The sequence below is a fragment of the Chryseobacterium sp. SSA4.19 genome, from assembly GCF_022601875.1.
Classification (GTDB): Bacteria; Bacteroidota; Bacteroidia; order Flavobacteriales; family Weeksellaceae; genus Chryseobacterium.
In genome coordinates this window covers 52011-68277 of record NZ_JAKVIP010000024.1, presented here as the reverse complement: position 1 = coordinate 68277, position 16267 = coordinate 52011, and the positions used below count along the sequence as shown (strand labels likewise).

The 16267-nt window shown below is 44.6% G+C and carries 9 protein-coding genes; all 9 read right to left on the bottom strand.

The features are described from left to right. Window positions 1-125 precede the first annotated feature (125 nt). Window positions 126-1535, bottom strand: a complete 1410-nt coding sequence (locus MKJ01_RS15305) for a glycoside hydrolase family 43 protein (protein ID WP_241614920.1) — start codon at window positions 1533-1535, stop codon at window positions 126-128. 6 nt (window positions 1536-1541) lie between these two features. Further along, on the bottom strand, window positions 1542-3560 hold the full coding sequence (locus tag MKJ01_RS15300) for an NPCBM/NEW2 domain-containing protein (RefSeq protein WP_241614921.1): 2019 nt from the start codon (window positions 3558-3560) through the stop codon (window positions 1542-1544). 123 nt (window positions 3561-3683) lie between these two features. After that, window positions 3684-5057, bottom strand: a complete 1374-nt coding sequence (locus tag MKJ01_RS15295) for a glycoside hydrolase family 43 protein (RefSeq protein WP_241614922.1) — start codon at window positions 5055-5057, stop codon at window positions 3684-3686. A gap of 15 nt (window positions 5058-5072) precedes the next feature. Then, window positions 5073-7517 carry a TIM-barrel domain-containing protein gene (locus MKJ01_RS15290; RefSeq protein WP_241614923.1) on the bottom strand — a complete coding sequence of 815 codons (2445 nt, stop codon included), beginning with the start codon at window positions 7515-7517 and terminating at the stop codon, window positions 5073-5075. Window positions 7518-7569: 52 nt separating this feature from the next. After that, window positions 7570-7701, bottom strand: a complete 132-nt coding sequence (locus MKJ01_RS18855; protein WP_302850491.1) for a hypothetical protein — start codon at window positions 7699-7701, stop codon at window positions 7570-7572. A gap of 33 nt (window positions 7702-7734) precedes the next feature. Next, complete coding sequence (locus tag MKJ01_RS15285) at window positions 7735-9660, bottom strand: alpha/beta hydrolase-fold protein (protein WP_241614924.1); 1926 nt, start codon at window positions 9658-9660, stop codon at window positions 7735-7737. A gap of 479 nt (window positions 9661-10139) precedes the next feature. After that, a complete protein-coding gene (locus MKJ01_RS15280; protein ID WP_241614925.1) occupies window positions 10140-11762 on the bottom strand; it encodes a glycoside hydrolase 43 family protein in 1623 nt (540 codons plus the stop codon). 239 nt (window positions 11763-12001) lie between these two features. Then, window positions 12002-13720 (bottom strand): glycoside hydrolase family 43 protein, encoded by a 1719-nt coding sequence (locus MKJ01_RS15275; RefSeq protein WP_241614926.1) that lies wholly within the window; start codon window positions 13718-13720, stop codon window positions 12002-12004. A gap of 49 nt (window positions 13721-13769) precedes the next feature. Continuing rightward, window positions 13770-16265, bottom strand: a complete 2496-nt coding sequence (locus tag MKJ01_RS15270) for a glycoside hydrolase N-terminal domain-containing protein (protein WP_241614927.1) — start codon at window positions 16263-16265, stop codon at window positions 13770-13772. Between the last annotated feature and the right edge of the window lie 2 nt (window positions 16266-16267).

Genomic DNA, 16267 nt, shown 5'->3' with positions numbered 1-16267 from the left:
CTGCTAAGTCTCTAAAATTTCTTGTATCCATCTTAATAACAAAAGTATTAATTTAATTGTGTCCACACGATAGTCCTCTGGAGGGGAATTTTTATTACGTTGATATTTGACAATTTACATTTCATTTATTTCTTTTTAAAGCTCCAGGAATCAAAGTTGAACAGTTTTCTTCCGGCGGTGATGTTTTTTCCCTGAAAGACAAAATAGACATCGTGGACACTGGAAACCTGTTCTGACAGGGTTGCGGTTAAGGTTTTGAAGTCTTCCCAGCCGCCTGTTCTCGGGATTTCGATCTGGGCGATCTTGGTTCCTTTTACATCATCCAGATGAACTTCCAGGATCCCGCCATCGATTCCTGCAGCCACCGAAGCTGAAAATTCGGCAGGCCCACTGGTTCCGAAATCCACCGCCCTGACTTTGATGTAGCCTCCGGTCCGGATATCGGAAACATAGACACCGGTTTTCTTATTTTCGGAAGTGCTGCATTTTTCCGACCAGGCCATGGTTTCGGCTTCGTTTTTCTGATATGGATTTAAGGTTCCTACAGGATTTACTCCTTCTTTGGTGATGGTGATTCTCGGGATGCTGCCATCGGCATTGTATTTAAATTCTTCGATGGCTGTTGCCCGCCCATAACTTCCACCGTTCGGCAATAAAGCATTGTGGTAGAACAGGTAGGATTTTCCTTTGTAATCGATGATTCCACCGTGGTTGGTAAAGCTGTTGGTCGGCTGATCGGTCATTATTTTTCCACGATATTTCCATGGTCCGGTGGGTGAAGCACTGGTTGCGTACGACAGGCATTCCGTTCTGTTGGTCATTCCCGCGTACATCATATAATACTGTTTGTTCCGTTTGTAAAACCACGGACCTTCCACATAAACATCGTCGAATTTTTCCTGTTTCTGCAAAACTTCATCACTTTTTCCGGGCCGCCTGAGTCCGCCGAAAGCTTCCACCGACTGCGGAACTTCCGTGATGGGTCCGTTATAGGTGGTCATGTCTTTGTTCAGTTTAACGTAAAACAATTTGCTGTTTCCCCAATAGAGATAGGCCTGTCCATCGTCATCCACAAAAGCCGTCGGATCGATATTATCCCAGGTTCCGGTGGTCACCAACGGTTTTCCCAGCGCATCTTTGAAAGGACCGGTCGGGCTGTCTGAAACGGCTACCCCAATCGCCATATTGTTATCTACCGTCTGCGCGCAGATGTACCAGTAGAATTTGCCGTTGCGCTCTACACATTGTGCCGCCCATGCCCGGTCTCTTGCCCAGGTGAACGATTCGAGCGAAATCGGAGATCCATGGTCGGTCCAGTTCACCATATCATCCGATGAATAGACATGCCACTTGGTCATCGTATAAAAATCGAATCCCGGCTGGTCGTCTCCCGTGTACAGGTACATTTTACCTTTGTAAATCATCGGTGCAGGATCAGGTGTGAAATGTGTCTGGATCACCGGGTTCTGTGCAGAAGTACAAATCCCTCCCAACAAAAATGATAAGGCAATATATTTTGATTTAAATTGAATCATATTTAATTATTTTGATAAAATAAACTTATAATAAGCTACACCGTGCGCCGGAATCTCTAATGATAATGCCTGATTCGATGTATTGATTTTTGCAATATCCTTCTGTCTCCACAGATCGCGCACCGTCTGATTTCCGGAAATATCCAATTTTTTGAAATCCTTGTAGGCAAGCTTTACTTTTTCCCTTCCGAAATTGGCAAAAGCCACCGCTTTGCCGCCGTCTTCAAGTTCTTTGACATAGATTTTCAGTTCACCAACAGTGTCCAGGCAGACACCCTGTTTTCCCAAAGCGTCCTGATTGACGGCAATTACCTCATCGTTGGTTAAAAGGTTTAAGGTAAAATCATCCAGCTTTTCAAGATCGCAGCCTATGAGCAAAGGGGCAGAAAAGATGCTCCAAAGGCTGATGTGGAGATACTGCTCATCGGGTTTCAGCTTGCTCTGGTGCGGATTTCCCCAACCTACCACGCCTACGACCAGCATATCCGGATCATTCCGGTTGCCGGGTTTTGCGTACGGAGCGGCTTTATCCTGCGCAAGCGCAATACTTTTCACGCTGGCCCAGGTATCGGTAATATCGTTGGTGGTACGCCAGGACTGGGCATGGGTTTCATCGCCCCATTTCCAGACATCGCCCATCCCGTACTGGCAGAGGTTGTAGACAATATCCCTCGGCTGTCCGTAGAGCAGGTCGCCCATCAGTTTAAATGGCTTTACCCCTTTATCCAAATCGCCGCCGCCGTTGAATGCCAGTGAAGGAACTTTGCTCGGGTCGTTATCCGGCAGACCGTCGATCACGCCGCCGTAGCTGCACCAGTCGTATTTCAGGTAATCGACGCCCCATCTGGCATAGCTTTCGGCATCCTGCTTTTCGTAGCCGTAGCTTCCGGCACATCCGCCGCAGGTCCAGGGTCCCGGAGAGGAATAGATCCCCATTTTCAATCCGTTGGCATGAATGTAATCGCCCAGGTTTTTCATATCCGGAAATTTGGAGTTGGTTAAAATATAACCGTCCTTATCCCGGAACTGCCCTTTGAAAGACGGGTCTTTCCCGTCCCGGTTGTATTGCCAGGAATCATCAACATTGATGTAGTTCCAGCCGTGGTTAACCAGACCGGTTCTCACTAACGCATCCGCTGCCCTTTTTACTTTGTCGGCAGATACTTCGTGCCCGAAACAGTTCCAGCTGTTCCAGCCCATGGTTGGTGTCAAAGCTATTTTGTCCCCGCTTTCTATTCTTAATTTTTTTGAAACTGAGCCTTTAGCATTTTTAGCTGATAAAAGGACTAGGTAGGTTCCTTTCGTATCTATTTTTCCGGTAATGATTCCGGTTTGAGAATCTATTGTTAAACCTTTCGGAAGATTTTTCGCCGCAAAAGCCATCGGACGGTCTCCTGTTGCCGCAACCCTGAACAAAAAAGGTGAGCCTGGACGGACACCATAGATCCCTGCGGAATTGATCTTCGGTACAGCCGAAGGTTTAGGGGTTAAGATATAGGGTTCCGAGGCAATCGGGTTGAAGGTTTCCAATGTAGAAACGCCGGTGGTTTCAAACCGGGCATCCACCCAGTCGGCGTGGTCGTAATACGGGCCGTTTCCGCCGTCTGCAACGACCAGTTCCAGCTGTTTAATTCCTTTTAACGATACCGAAACGGGTTTGGCTTTGTCGCCCAGATGCATAATGCCGCTTGACCAGAGCTTTTTGTTGTCGCCGTAAATTTCAAATTCCACTGCGGGCTCGTGGCCTTTCATCTCATCGTCGATCCCGACCCATGCTGAAAATTTTGTGACTTTTCCGTCTAATCTAATCAGCAAAGAGCTTTCGGCGTGGGTTCCGAAGCCCCGGTCGAACGTTTTGCCGGCAATCGTCAGTTTTTTCCCGTCCACGGACGTATTGATTCCGGGTTTCCCGTTTCCCTGCGTGGTAACGCTCAGGTCCAATTGGTCTAACCAGACGGTTGTTTGTGCATTTAAACAGCATCCGGCAATGAGAAAGCTGAGAACAAAAAGTTTAAATCTGAACATTTTTAAAATTTTAACCAATGATTAATACAACTCATAACAATATGTTTTGGCTAAAGCCCTACGCGTTATTCTCTGTGTTAAATGGGCTAAAGCCCATTTCTATTGATATTCCTGAATTCAACATTAATTTTTATTAAATTTCCACCAATCGAAATAGAAAAGGTCTTTTTCTCCTTTAAAGACAAAATAGAGATCGTGGATGCCCTTGATGTTTTTTACAGGTGTTTTAATTGTTTTAAAAAGATCGCCTTCTGCTTTTCCGGTTACCCGGACGGTTCCTAAAAGCGGTCCGTCAACAGCATCGGTATGGATTTCTATACTGCCGCCGTACAAAGCAGCTGCGGAGACTTCCACGGATTGGCTTCCCTGGGAAAAATCCACGCCCTGTACTTTGAGGTAATCGCCATTATTGACGGATGAAACTACAATCCGGTCGGTAATTTTCTTGCCGGTATCATAGGGATTGTTCCTTTCCCATTCGGTCATCTGCTCTGTTTTCAGGCCTTCGCTGAAGGCAATGGTCTCGGCCTCTATCCTGTTGTACGGATTGAGGGTTGCTATTCTTTTTACGCCTTCAGGATTCCAGAACGGCAGCTTTTGGATGGTGCCGTCGGCATTGTATTTCATTTCACTTACGCAGACCGAACGGCGTTCGTAATGTTTGCTCATGGTCTGTTTTCCGATGTTGTAATTGAATCCGAAAACATAGGTTTTGCCTTTATAATCGATGATTCCCGGATGGTTTCCGTTGGAACGTTTATCGCTGTCCATGATCATTCCTTTGAATTCCCAGGGTCCGGTCGCCGATTTTCCCATCGCATAACCGATTCCTTCGGGACAACAGGTTGAGGCATACGCCATATAATATTTCCCGTTTCTTTTCCATGCCCACGGCCCTTCCTGGTAATGAAATGGATCAGCTGCCCCTTTTACTTTGGCAATGGACGGATCTTTCACGACATCGCCTTTTACCGAAATCATATCTTCATTCAGCTTAACGTACCAAAGGTTGGGATTTCCCCAATAGAGATAGGCCTGTCCGTCATCATCGATCAGCACCGTCGGATCAATATCATCGGAGGAATTTTTAACCAGCGGCTTTCCGATCGGATCTTTGAAAGGACCGTACGGACTATCCGCCACCAACACGCCGATTCCGCGTTGTCCCGGCATCGGGCAATACATGTAGAATTTTCCGTTTCTTTCAATGACCTGGGGCGCCCAGGCTCCGTTTTCGGGATCGGTCCATTTAAAATCTTTCAGGGAAGCCACAACGCCATGATCGGTCCAGTTGACCATATCCGTAGATGTGTACAGCAGCCAGTTTTTCATTTTGAATCCGAAAGCATCGTCTTCATCGTGGCTGGTATAAAGGAAAACCGTGTCTTTGTAAACCATTGGCGCAGGGTCGGCAGTGAATTTGGTCTGGATGATGGGATTCTGGGCAAATGCGGCCTGGAAGCATCCGAACATTATGGTTAAACTTAAAAATTTCATTGTCATACTTTAAGATTATTTAAAACTTACATTGATCTTTTTCCCGGAATAACTCACGGTTTTCTGCTGACCGTCCGGAAGAAGTAAACTGAAATTTCTTTTTTCAATCATCCCGTTAAATTTGCCTTTCCGGGCTTCAACGGTAAGTGTTTTTGATTTTTCGTTCCAGTGAAAAGGGATTTCAGTAAAGGCTCCTTTTTCGTAATTGTAATTATCGAATTCGTCTTCGTACAAAACAAAATCGGCATCGGCTCCCGGATAGATTTTTACGGTAAGGTGATCCCATTTTTTCTCCGTTGCATATTGTACATCAGGACCGAACGGAATAATGCTTCCTGCTTTCACGTATAATGGAATGCTCTGGAGGGTAACGGATTTTTCAATATTCTGACCGCCGCTGTGCTTCTGATTCGTCCAGAAGTCGAACCAGTCGGCTCCGGCCGGAAGATAGACCTGCACGGTTTTATTTTGGGTGAAATCGATCCCGGAATCCTGATTTTCTTTCTTTGTACCGTTATCTTTATTCCAGCCCTGGTTTTCATCGGTGGTTATGATTTTTTCCGGGGTGTACTGCGCATGGAGGACGGGTGCCACCAGCAATGACTTCCCGAAAAGATATTCATTATTGATATCCCAGGCTTTTTTGTCTGAAGAAAAATCCATTGACAATGCCCGGAGAAAACTCGAATTGTTTTTGGAAACGTCATGGGAAACGGAATAAATATACGGCAGCATGCTGTAGCGCAGCCTGATGAATTTTTCTATTGCATCATACACGACATCACCTTTTTTTCCGAACTGATAAATTTCCCTGGGAACATCGGTCCCGTGAGAACGCATCATCGGGGTGAAAGTGCCGTACTGGAGCCAGCGAACGTACAATTCCTGGAACACCGGGCTCTTCGCACCACCGTTCCTTCGGTAAACACCGGCAAAGAAACCGCCGATATCGGAATTGAAATTCGGGTTTCCGGTAAGGCTGAAATTTAAACCCGCAGGAACCTGATTACGCAACATCTCCCAGGAAGAATTGACATCACCCGACCAGGTGTTGGCCGCGTATCTTTGCTGTCCTGCAAATGCTGATCTGGTGAGAATAAAAACCCTTTTATCGCCTGTCGTTTCGCGCTGATGATCATAAACACCGCCTACCGTCATTAACGGATAGACATTTCTCACTTTTCGGAATGAACCGAGATGGGTTTTGGTATCGAGATCTTCCGGTTTCTGGCTGAGGTGGTCGGGCTCGGTAGAATCCATCCACCAGGAATCTACGCCTAAGCTGAAAAGGCCCTTATTCAAATATTTCCAATATATATTCCGCGCTTCGGGGTTATACGCATCATAGACGCGTACCCCGGAAGGATAGTTCATATCAGGCGGCCAGACATCACGTCCCGATTCCGGCCACGTTTTAAAGTTGAACAGCATTCCTTTCTGATCCATTTCCCGGTACGGATTCGTCATCGGGCCAAAAGATGACCAGATGGAAACGGAAAGATGTGCGTTCCTATCATGAATATCCTGAATCATTTTTTGGGCATCGGGAAAATCAGGACTGATGAAATCCATGGCATTCCACTGGTAATTATTTCCCCAATATTGCCAATCCTGGATGATTCCGTCAAGAGGGACTTTTAATTCCCTGTATTTTTTCACTACATCTACCAGTTCATCCTGACTTTTGTAGCGTTCTTTACTCTGCCAGTAGCCGTAAGTCCAGAGCGGGAGCATCGGCACATTCCCGGTCAGGTTCCGCATTCCGGTTACAACACCGTCGGCATTTTTTCCGTAAATAAAATAATAATCAATGCCTTCTCCCACCTCGGAAGAGAAAGAGGTCTGTTGCGGCGTATCGGTAAATTGGGTCGGCGATTCGTTGTCCCAGAAAACTCCATATCCTTTCACCGACTGAAAAAACGGAATAAAATCCCAGGTGTTGTTCTGAATCATTTTAACATCGGTATTCCGCTGAGACATTTTCCCGTTCTGCAGAATTCCAAGGCCATAGATCGGCTCTTCTTTCTCCAGCTGAAAAGATTGAGATACGGATAAAGTTTGATTCCCGGCATCGTTGAATGGCTTGAAATTACTTCCGGTTTCTTTCAAAAGTTCCTGTCCTGACGGTGACCGGTAACTTATTTTTCCGGTTTTCACATCAATGGAAAGCTGTAGATGATCCGATTTTAACAAAATAACATCATTGTTTTCGGAAACCGAAAACCGGGTCTGCTGTTCCTTTTGGATGACTGCCAGGCTATTTTTTACCAATGATTTTCCGACAGGATATTTCATTACCCTTACCGTGTTCCCACCATACCATTTTACCTCAATGGCCAGATTTCCCGCAGAAAGGCTCAATCCGGAATCCGTTTTTTTATAGGATTGCGCATCGGTATTTCCTGAGAGCATGACCACTGTAAGGAAAAATGTCCTGGTTTTTATTGTGCTAAAATTCATATTTTGTGATTTGGAATAAGACTAAATTTTACAGACTTAAAGTTTATTTGCTTTACCGGATTTTTGTTAACGCAAAGTTTGCTTTTCCTGATGTATCATGTAAGGAAGCAAAGAAGTGATCAGCAAGCTGATCTGATGAAGCGTACATACAATCTGCTTCATCGGCGGCTCTGTCGTCCGGCATTGCTCCCTTAAAAATGTACGCTGGTCTCCGGATTTATTTGAAAAGCAGCTGTGCAAAGTTGTATAGGTTGTTTCTCCATACCGGCCAGGTGTGACCACCCGGATATTCGGAATAGGTATATTTAATGCCCAGATCATCCAGTTTTTTCATCATCACCTGGCAGTTTTTATAGGCGATGTCTTCTTTTCCGCCCATGGAAATCCAGAAATTTTTGATGTTGGAATTGATCTGCGATTGGTTATCGGTCATAAACTGATATTCTTTGTCCGCTACTTCCTGAAGCGAAGGCAGGATCCATCCTGAACTGAAAACACCCAGCGAGGAAAACATATTGTAATTCTGAACACCTGTGTGCAGCGTGTAGATTCCGCCCATTGAAAGTCCGGCCAATGCCCTGTTGGCCGCATCTTTTTTAATCCTGAAATTCGCTTCGGCAAACGGGATTACCGATTCTTTCAGTTCCTTATCAAACATCTGAAGATTACGGTCTCCGAAGCTTCCGAATCCCGCAGGTCCGATGTTGGCATCCGGCATCACGATGATCATCGGTTTGGCTTTGCCTTCGGCAATCAGGTTATCCATAATCAGGTTGGTTTTTCCCTGCATCGCCCATCCGCTTTCGTCCTCGCCGCCGCCGTGCAGGATGTACAGCACCGGATACGATTCAGCAGTATTTTTATCATAACCCGGCGGCGTATAAATAAATACCCTCCTCCAGGAATTGGTTACTTTCGAGAAAAGATTCTGAATCCTGATGTCTCCGTGCGGAACGTCTTTCATCGTATAATAGCCATCGCCAGCAAAAGGCACTTCGATTCCGCTGGCGTATCTTCCCATTCCGTAAAAAGTTTTGCTGGAAGGGTCAGCCACCGGTACATTGTCAATGACCATCGAATAATAATGGAATCCTTCGCTTAAAGAATCGGTGGTGGTTTTCCAAACGCCGTCCGAATCTTTGGTCAGTTCATATTTTTTGCCGAGATCGATCTGAACTTTCTGTGCCTCCGGAGCTTTTACCCTGAAGATAGCTTTTCCGTTGGGCATGATTTGTGGATACTGCGCATTTCTGATATTGGTTTCGGCAGGAAGGCCCAATACGGTAAAATCGGAGAAGGTAGTTTTATCAACAGGTTTAAAAATCAGTTGGGAGAAAATATACAGATCGTTTTTCCATACTTTGAAATCGTGGCCACCCGGTTCGATGTAGAAAATATGCGGAATTTTATTCTGCGCCAGATAATCGTGGGTTCTTTTGCTGAACGGCATGAGTCCGTCAGCATCACCGCAGGAAATCCAGAGCAGTTTTAATTCCTTCGCCTTTTGAGGATTCGGCAGCAAAAGCTGTGGTTCTTTGGTATTCGGAGCGGATGAGAATCCTCCCACCCAGGCAAATTTGTCGATGTTTCCAAGCCCGAAGTTCAGGGTTTGTCCGCCGCCCATCGACAGTCCGGCAATGGCGCGGTTCTCGCGGTCTTTTTTAACCGGAAATTTCTTTTCTACATAAGGGATTAGGTCATTCAGTAAATCCTTTTCAAAAGTAGCAAATGCTTCCACTTTGTCTTTGGCCATGATGTTGCCGGTTGCGCGGTCGTCTTTCATCGCTCTTCCATTTGGCAGCACTACAATCATCGGGGTAAGTTTGCCCTGTGCATAGAGGTTATCCAGGATGATCTGCGGCGTTCCGTTCTTGTACCATTCTTTTTCGTCCCCGCCTATCCCGTGAAGCAGGTATAATACCGGATATTTATTGCCCTTTTTGAAGCCCGGCGGTGTATAAATCAGTGCTTTTCGGGTTACGCCTACCGTCTCTGAGGGATATTGAATGGAGTCGATCTTACCATGAGGAATTCCGGTATTGGCCACATCAAATCCTGCAGGAGCCTGTCTCTGTGTATTCTGGGCTGTCAACGGCACCGCGATTAAGGATGCGCTTATGATAAGTAGAGATGTAATCTTCATTGGTTTTTATTTGTAATTTTTACACTTATTAATTTAGATAAAAAAATAAACCCTTCCCGGTATTATTTTTTTGGTTGTATATTGATTTCGCCCCTTCAGGGCTTGGCTTTGTTATGCTGTTTTTGTCATAGGACTTACACTCTATGCTAATGTAAGCCGCCCTTTCAAAGCTTGGTATCGTTCTGCTGTTCTTGTCATAGGATTCACACCCTATTCTGATGTAAGCCGCCCTTTCAAGGCTTTAAGATTCTATCTGGTTTTTTAAATGATGTATATTTTATTTAATTGATTTTTATAACGTTACACCCTACACTGATGGATATCGCCTTTTCAGATCTTTAAATTCTATCCGGCTGTTAAATTTATGTGTTTTTTCTTTCATAGGTTTACATTGTGGTATGTATTTCATTGAACAGTGTTCTGATTTTACCGATGTTGCCGGGTTTTGCGAATTTAAAATTAACATTAAAGTTTCCGGATTATTCAGCCTTATTCAAATCTGTATTGACCCTGAAGAAATCGACATCCACAAAACCGCCCGGATCTTTGGTGGCATAATTGAAGATCGCAAATTTGGAACCCATGAACAGTCTGCGGTAATCGAAGATCATTTTGTAATCTTTTGCCATTTCGATCCAGTTTTTCTGGTCAGTGCTGTAGTAAAAATCCGCCAGATCTTTACCTAAGTTGAAATCGGCATCAATGCGCAGGAAAACTTTGTCAGTGTTCAGAAGAACCCGTTTTTTCTCTTCTTTTTTAACGCCCGTCACTGCTTTTGTTTTATTATCCAGGCTGACTTCATTAGTCGAAAATACAATGTATTTTTTGCCACCTTCCTTCACCACAGACAGGATCCCGGAATCTCCGTTGAATGCACTGAACCCAGCCACGTCACCATCTTTCATTCCTTTTACATCCAAGGCTACTACTCCGCTGGATTTCGGGCCTTCCATTCTCTGCGTCAATGTATTCGGTGCAAGATAAAGGTTGTCCACTACCCTGCTGGTTTTCAGTCTTAAAAAGCCTTTTCGATCGGATAAGGACCAGGATTCATTCACCGGATTGTGGTTCCACTGCCATTGGATTTTCATTTTTTTATCGGAGAATTCGTCGCTTTCTACCAGATGGTTTTTCGGTCTGAACGGCGGAAGCGGAACTTCTCCTGTTAAAGGAACTTTTCCATTGTCACCCAATACCGGCCATCCGTTCTCCCATTTTACAGGAAGTAAAACAGGAACCCTTCCTACTCCATTTCTGTCCTGAAAGATCAGTGAATACCAGTTGCCGTTTTTGTCATCTATCAGGGCACCCTGCCCGGCATAGGAAAATCCAAGGAAATTATCTTCCAGAACGACTTTCTTTTCGAAAGGCCCGGTTACTTTATCAGACCGGTACACGACCTGTCTGCGTTTTCCGCCTCTCGGCCAGGAAATCATCATCATGTAATATTTTCCGTCCTTTTTGATGATCTGGTTGCCTTCCAGAAGTCCTGTTTCAGATTCATCTTTTTGAAAGACCTGCGTACCGTCGGGGTTTCCAATAACCGTTTTAAAATCCGGGCTCAGCTCAAAAACTTTATTGGAAGTAAACACATAGACGCGGTCGTCGTCATCAAAGAACAAAGAGGCGTCGTGAAAATGCCTGGTCCTTGTAATGAGTTTCCAATTGCCCTTTTCGGGATTATCCGTGACATAGAAATAGGATTTAAACGGTTCGTCATTCGGGGAAAACAAGACATAATATTTTCCTTTATGATACCGTATGGACGATGCCCATTGCCCGCGCCCGTAAACGGTTCCGTTCAGCAGGTCATATTTAGAATTGTCATTCAGGGTGTCAAATACATAGCTTGCCATTTCCCAATGCACCAAGTCTTTGGAATGCATGACCGGAGCGCCCGGCATGAGGTGCATCGTGGTGCTGATCAGATAGAAATCATCGCCATTGCGGGTGATGGACAAGTCCGGAGCGTCGGCCCAGATGATGGGATTGGTAAATTCTATTGTCGCTTTTCTCTGAAAAGGGTTTATCTGGGCTGAAAGTGAATTCAGCCCGATAAATCCCCAAAAAGAAACTATATAAAATGATTTTTTAATATTCAAGATTTGAAAATTTTTATTTAAACGCAATGCCCGCAAAGATTTTTTAACTACCAACTGCTTTTAGGTTCGCAAAGGCGTAAACTCAGCAAAGCAATACTATTTTCAACGTTTTAGATTAACAACCACTTGTGGTTTTATAATCCAGCTCAACCTTTTTAAGTTTTGGCTAAAGCCGAACGCATTTTTCTTTTTGAAAACGGGCTAAAGCCCGTTCCTATTGATGTCCAATAACGTTAAAATTAATTTGGTACAATATCGTTAGACAACGTGCTGTATAGCCCGATCAAGCTTCCGGTGAAACCGCCGGCCACATCGGTGGATAAGATGTCTCCGGAAACCGGTCCGCCCAGGTTTTTGAAGTTTTTACCATCCAATGCATAGTTGAAGCTCAGGTTATCATTTTCCCCCGCCACCTGAAGTTTAATGGCTTTTGACAATGAAATTTTTTCGCTGGCAATTAATTTTGAAACTCCTTTTTCGGTTCTTTCCAGCACGATGTAATAGTCTTTGTCTTTTTTGGTAATTCCGAAGACATAGTTGAATCTTTCACTTTGATAGCAAGTAATTCCGGCCAGTTCTTTTTCGGACTTCGGTTTGAAATCCAGGGTTACGGACGTCTCAAAATCTTCATGCTGCAGCCTGTGGAATAAGGCGGAAACCGGAGCCAAAGCTTTGATATTCGTTTCCATCGGATTCACTTTTACCCCATTTTTCGTAGAAGTAATGAAGTTTTCACGCGGTCCGCGCATGGCGATCCAGCGGTAATCCAGATTTTTATCGGTCAGCTTATCATTGTACGTAAAGTTTCCGTTCGGGAAAAATCCGCTTTGCCCGGTCTGGTTCTGGGTGCCTTCCGGTAACTTCAATTTCGGCTTCATCGGCACCAGTCCGTTCTGGAACACCGGATAGGTTCCGCTCCAGTCCACCGGAAGCAGGAAGGTTTCCCGGCCTTTGTTCACGCGGTTGTTGACATTCGGACGGATGGCCAGAAATACGCCGTACCATTGTCCGTTCGGGCCTTCCACCAGATCGGCATGGCCCGCCCAGTCTACTTTTTCCTTGCGGTCTTTCGGGAAGTAACGCTGTGTCAGGATCGGGTTATTCTTCGCCGGAACAAACGGTCCTTTCGGGGAATCGGCCATAAAGATTACTTCGCTGTGCCATCCGCCGGTTCCGCCCTCCGCGCACATCAGGTAATATTTTCCTTTGTATTTGTATAAATGCGGACCTTCGATCCAGATCGGTTTCTGGGTAATATCCACACCGGCGTTAACAATGATTCTATCGGAGCCCGCTACCACCTGGTCTTTTTCCAGATCGTAATCCCACATTTTGATAACGCGGTGTCCCTGATACTGCTCGGTTCCCTTTGGCGGCGCATCGTTGTGAACGATATAGGCTTTTCCGTCATCGTCAAAGAAGATCGCAGGATCGATCCCGTCAAAATTCAGCTTCTGCACTTCACTCCAGCCTTTTGCCGGATCTTTGGTTTTCACGACCATATTTCCAACTCCGCCCGCAATCTGCGTGGTGATCATGTAGAACGTGTCGTTGTATTTATTATATTTGATGTCCGGTGCATAAATTCCCTGGGAAACACCTCCTTTTTCTACTTTTAATTGAGAAGGCCTGTCGAGAACGTGGCCGATCTGCTTCCAGTTGACCATATCTTTCGAAGTAAAAATCGGGACGCCAGGAAACATGGAGAACGAGGAATTTACCAGATAATAGTCGTCTCCTTTTTTGGTGATGCTCGGATCCGGATAGCAGCCCTGAAGGATCGGCGAATAGAACTCGTCCGGTTTCAGTGGATTGTCATTGTATATTTTGTCGTTTCCACGGTAGTTGAAATCGGAAAAGGTCTGAGCAGAAATGTTGCTCACGCTTAAGAACGCTGCTGCCGTCAGCAGGGTGAATTTGTTCTTTAAAAAATTCGGATTCATGGGTCTCTTTTTCATATATAAATTTCTTAATTTTTTTTCTGTTATATTTTAATAGGATTTTATCCTATTCTATATTAAGCCGTCCCTTCGGGACTTTTTGTTTTATTTTTAATTTATAGATTTTTCCGGCTTCTGTCGGGAAATCATAAATCACATGGTTTTTCATTTCAATGGGATTCAGTTTTGCATCTTTTGAGATCAACGGTGTTTTTATTTCCGGTATTTCAAAAAAAAGATTCGGGTTTTTGCCTTGTGCTTTTTTAAATTTCGTTTTTCCTTTTAATTCCATTTCGTTTGGAATTCTGATTCTGCAATTTCCACCCAGTGTTGATTTGATGGTAATTTCTTTCGTTTTATGATTTTCCCAGACGATGCTCACTTCAAATCCGCCATAGGTTTTCAGTCCGGAGATGTTGCCGTTTTTCCATTCGTCGGGAAGTGCCGGAAGAATATCAATGAAACCGTTCTGCGTCTGCAGCAGCATTTCGGTGATTCCCGAGGTACAGCCGAAGTTTCCGTCGATCTGGAACGGCGGATGAGCATCGAACAGATTCGGGTAGGTTCCGCCTTTGCTTCCCCAGCCGTCTTTTTCTACCAGGGTCAGTTGGTCTTTGATTAATTTATTGGCATGGTTTCCGTCGAGCAGTTTTGCCCAGAGATTCACTTTCCACCCCATACTCCATCCTGTGGAAACGTCGCCGCGATGGATGAGGACGGTTCTTGCAGCATCTGTGAGTTCCGGCGTGGTGAACGGGTTGATTTGATTGGACGGAAATAATCCGTACAGATGGGAAACGTGGCGGTGATTGTCTTTCGGGTCGTCCCAATCGCCCATCCATTCCTGCAGCTGGCCGTAATGTCCGATCTGCATCGGCGGTAATTTAGAGATAATTTTATTCCAAACTTTTATTTTATCTGAATCTACATTAAGAATTTCTTCTGCTTTTTTTGTCTTGCTAAAAAGGTCAAACATCAGTTGATTATCCATTGTATTTCCAACTGCTAAAGCACTTCCCTGATGTCCCTGCGGAATATTTTCGGGAGACATGGACGGGCTTACGACCAACCAGTGATGCATAGGCTCTTCGATAAGAAAATCTTCGTAGAATTGTGCGGCGGATTTCAGGACAGGATAAATGGTTTTTAAATAATTTTTATCACCATTATACAAATATTTCTCCCAAAGATGCTGAGAAAGCCAGGCTCCGCCCATCGGCCACATGCCGGCATTGGCAAAGTCCACCACTCCGGTAATTCTCCAGAGGTCGGTATTGTGGTGAGCGACCCAGCCACGGCTGTTGTACATGGTTTTTGCCGTTTCCTTTCCGGATTCGCTCAGGTCTTCTACCATTTGGATCAGCGGTTCGTGCATTTCCGGAAGATTCGTTTTTTCCGCCGGCCAGTAATTCATTTCGGTGTTGATGTTGATGGTGTATTTGCTGTCCCAGGCCGGTTTGTTGGAATTGTTCCAGATGCCTTGAAGATTGGCAGGCTGACCGCCCGGCTGTGATGAAGAAATCAGCAAATAACGTCCGAATTGGTAGTACAATGCAATAAGCTCAGGATCGTAAGATGTGGCAAAGTTTTTAATCCTGATATCGGTGGGATTTTTTGCCGCATCGGAAGTGCCTAAATCTAAATTAACTCTTTTAAAATAGCTCTGATAGGTATTCAGATGATTTTTAAGTAAAGTGTTGAAGCTTTTAGGTTCTGCTTCCGAAATGTATTTTTTGCTTTTTAAAACTTCGTCGGTGCTTAAAGTTTTGTAATCGGTAAAATTGGTTGCAATGGAAATCAGAATGGTGACCTCACTGGCGTTGCTTACGGCAATACTGTTTTCTGAAACTTCCGTTTTGCCATCTTTATTAAGGATTTTTGCGATTGCACTGAATCTGACTTGCCCTTGAACGCCGTCCAAAGTTGAAGACAAACCGTCCATTTGCAATGTGTTAATATCAATTGCTTTGCTGTTTTTTTTGAGTTCGCTGTTGAATTGAGCTGAAAAACTCAGTGCATTTTTTTTGTCTGAACTTAATTTGATAACAATGACATTATCAGGAATCGAAGCGAAAACCTCTCTTTTAAAATTGATCCCGTTGGCTGAGAAAGTGGTTGTTGTAATTGCTTTTTCAATATCTAATTCTCTGTAGTAATTTTTAAAATCACTACTATTTTTAAAGTCAAGAATTAAATCACCAATATTCTGGAAGGCTGAACCGTGAAGGGTTTTTGCCGTTAAACCTTTATCCGCAAGAATCTGGGCACGTTTGTAATTTCCGTTAAATAAATAATACCGGATCGAATCGAGAACTTTCGGACCGTCAGGATTATCGTTCCGCGAAGGGCCGCCGGACCAGAAGGTACTTTCATTCAGCTGAATTTTTTCTTTAGCAGGATCTCCAAAAACCATTGCTGCAAGCCGCCCGTTTCCGATCGGCAATGCTTCCACCCACTGTTTGGCAGGTTTGTCGTACCACAGCTTGTATTTTCCGCCTTTCTGGGCAAAGGAAAATCCGCTTATGAAAAGACAAAGGGTTAATATGGAAAATTTACAGTTCATTT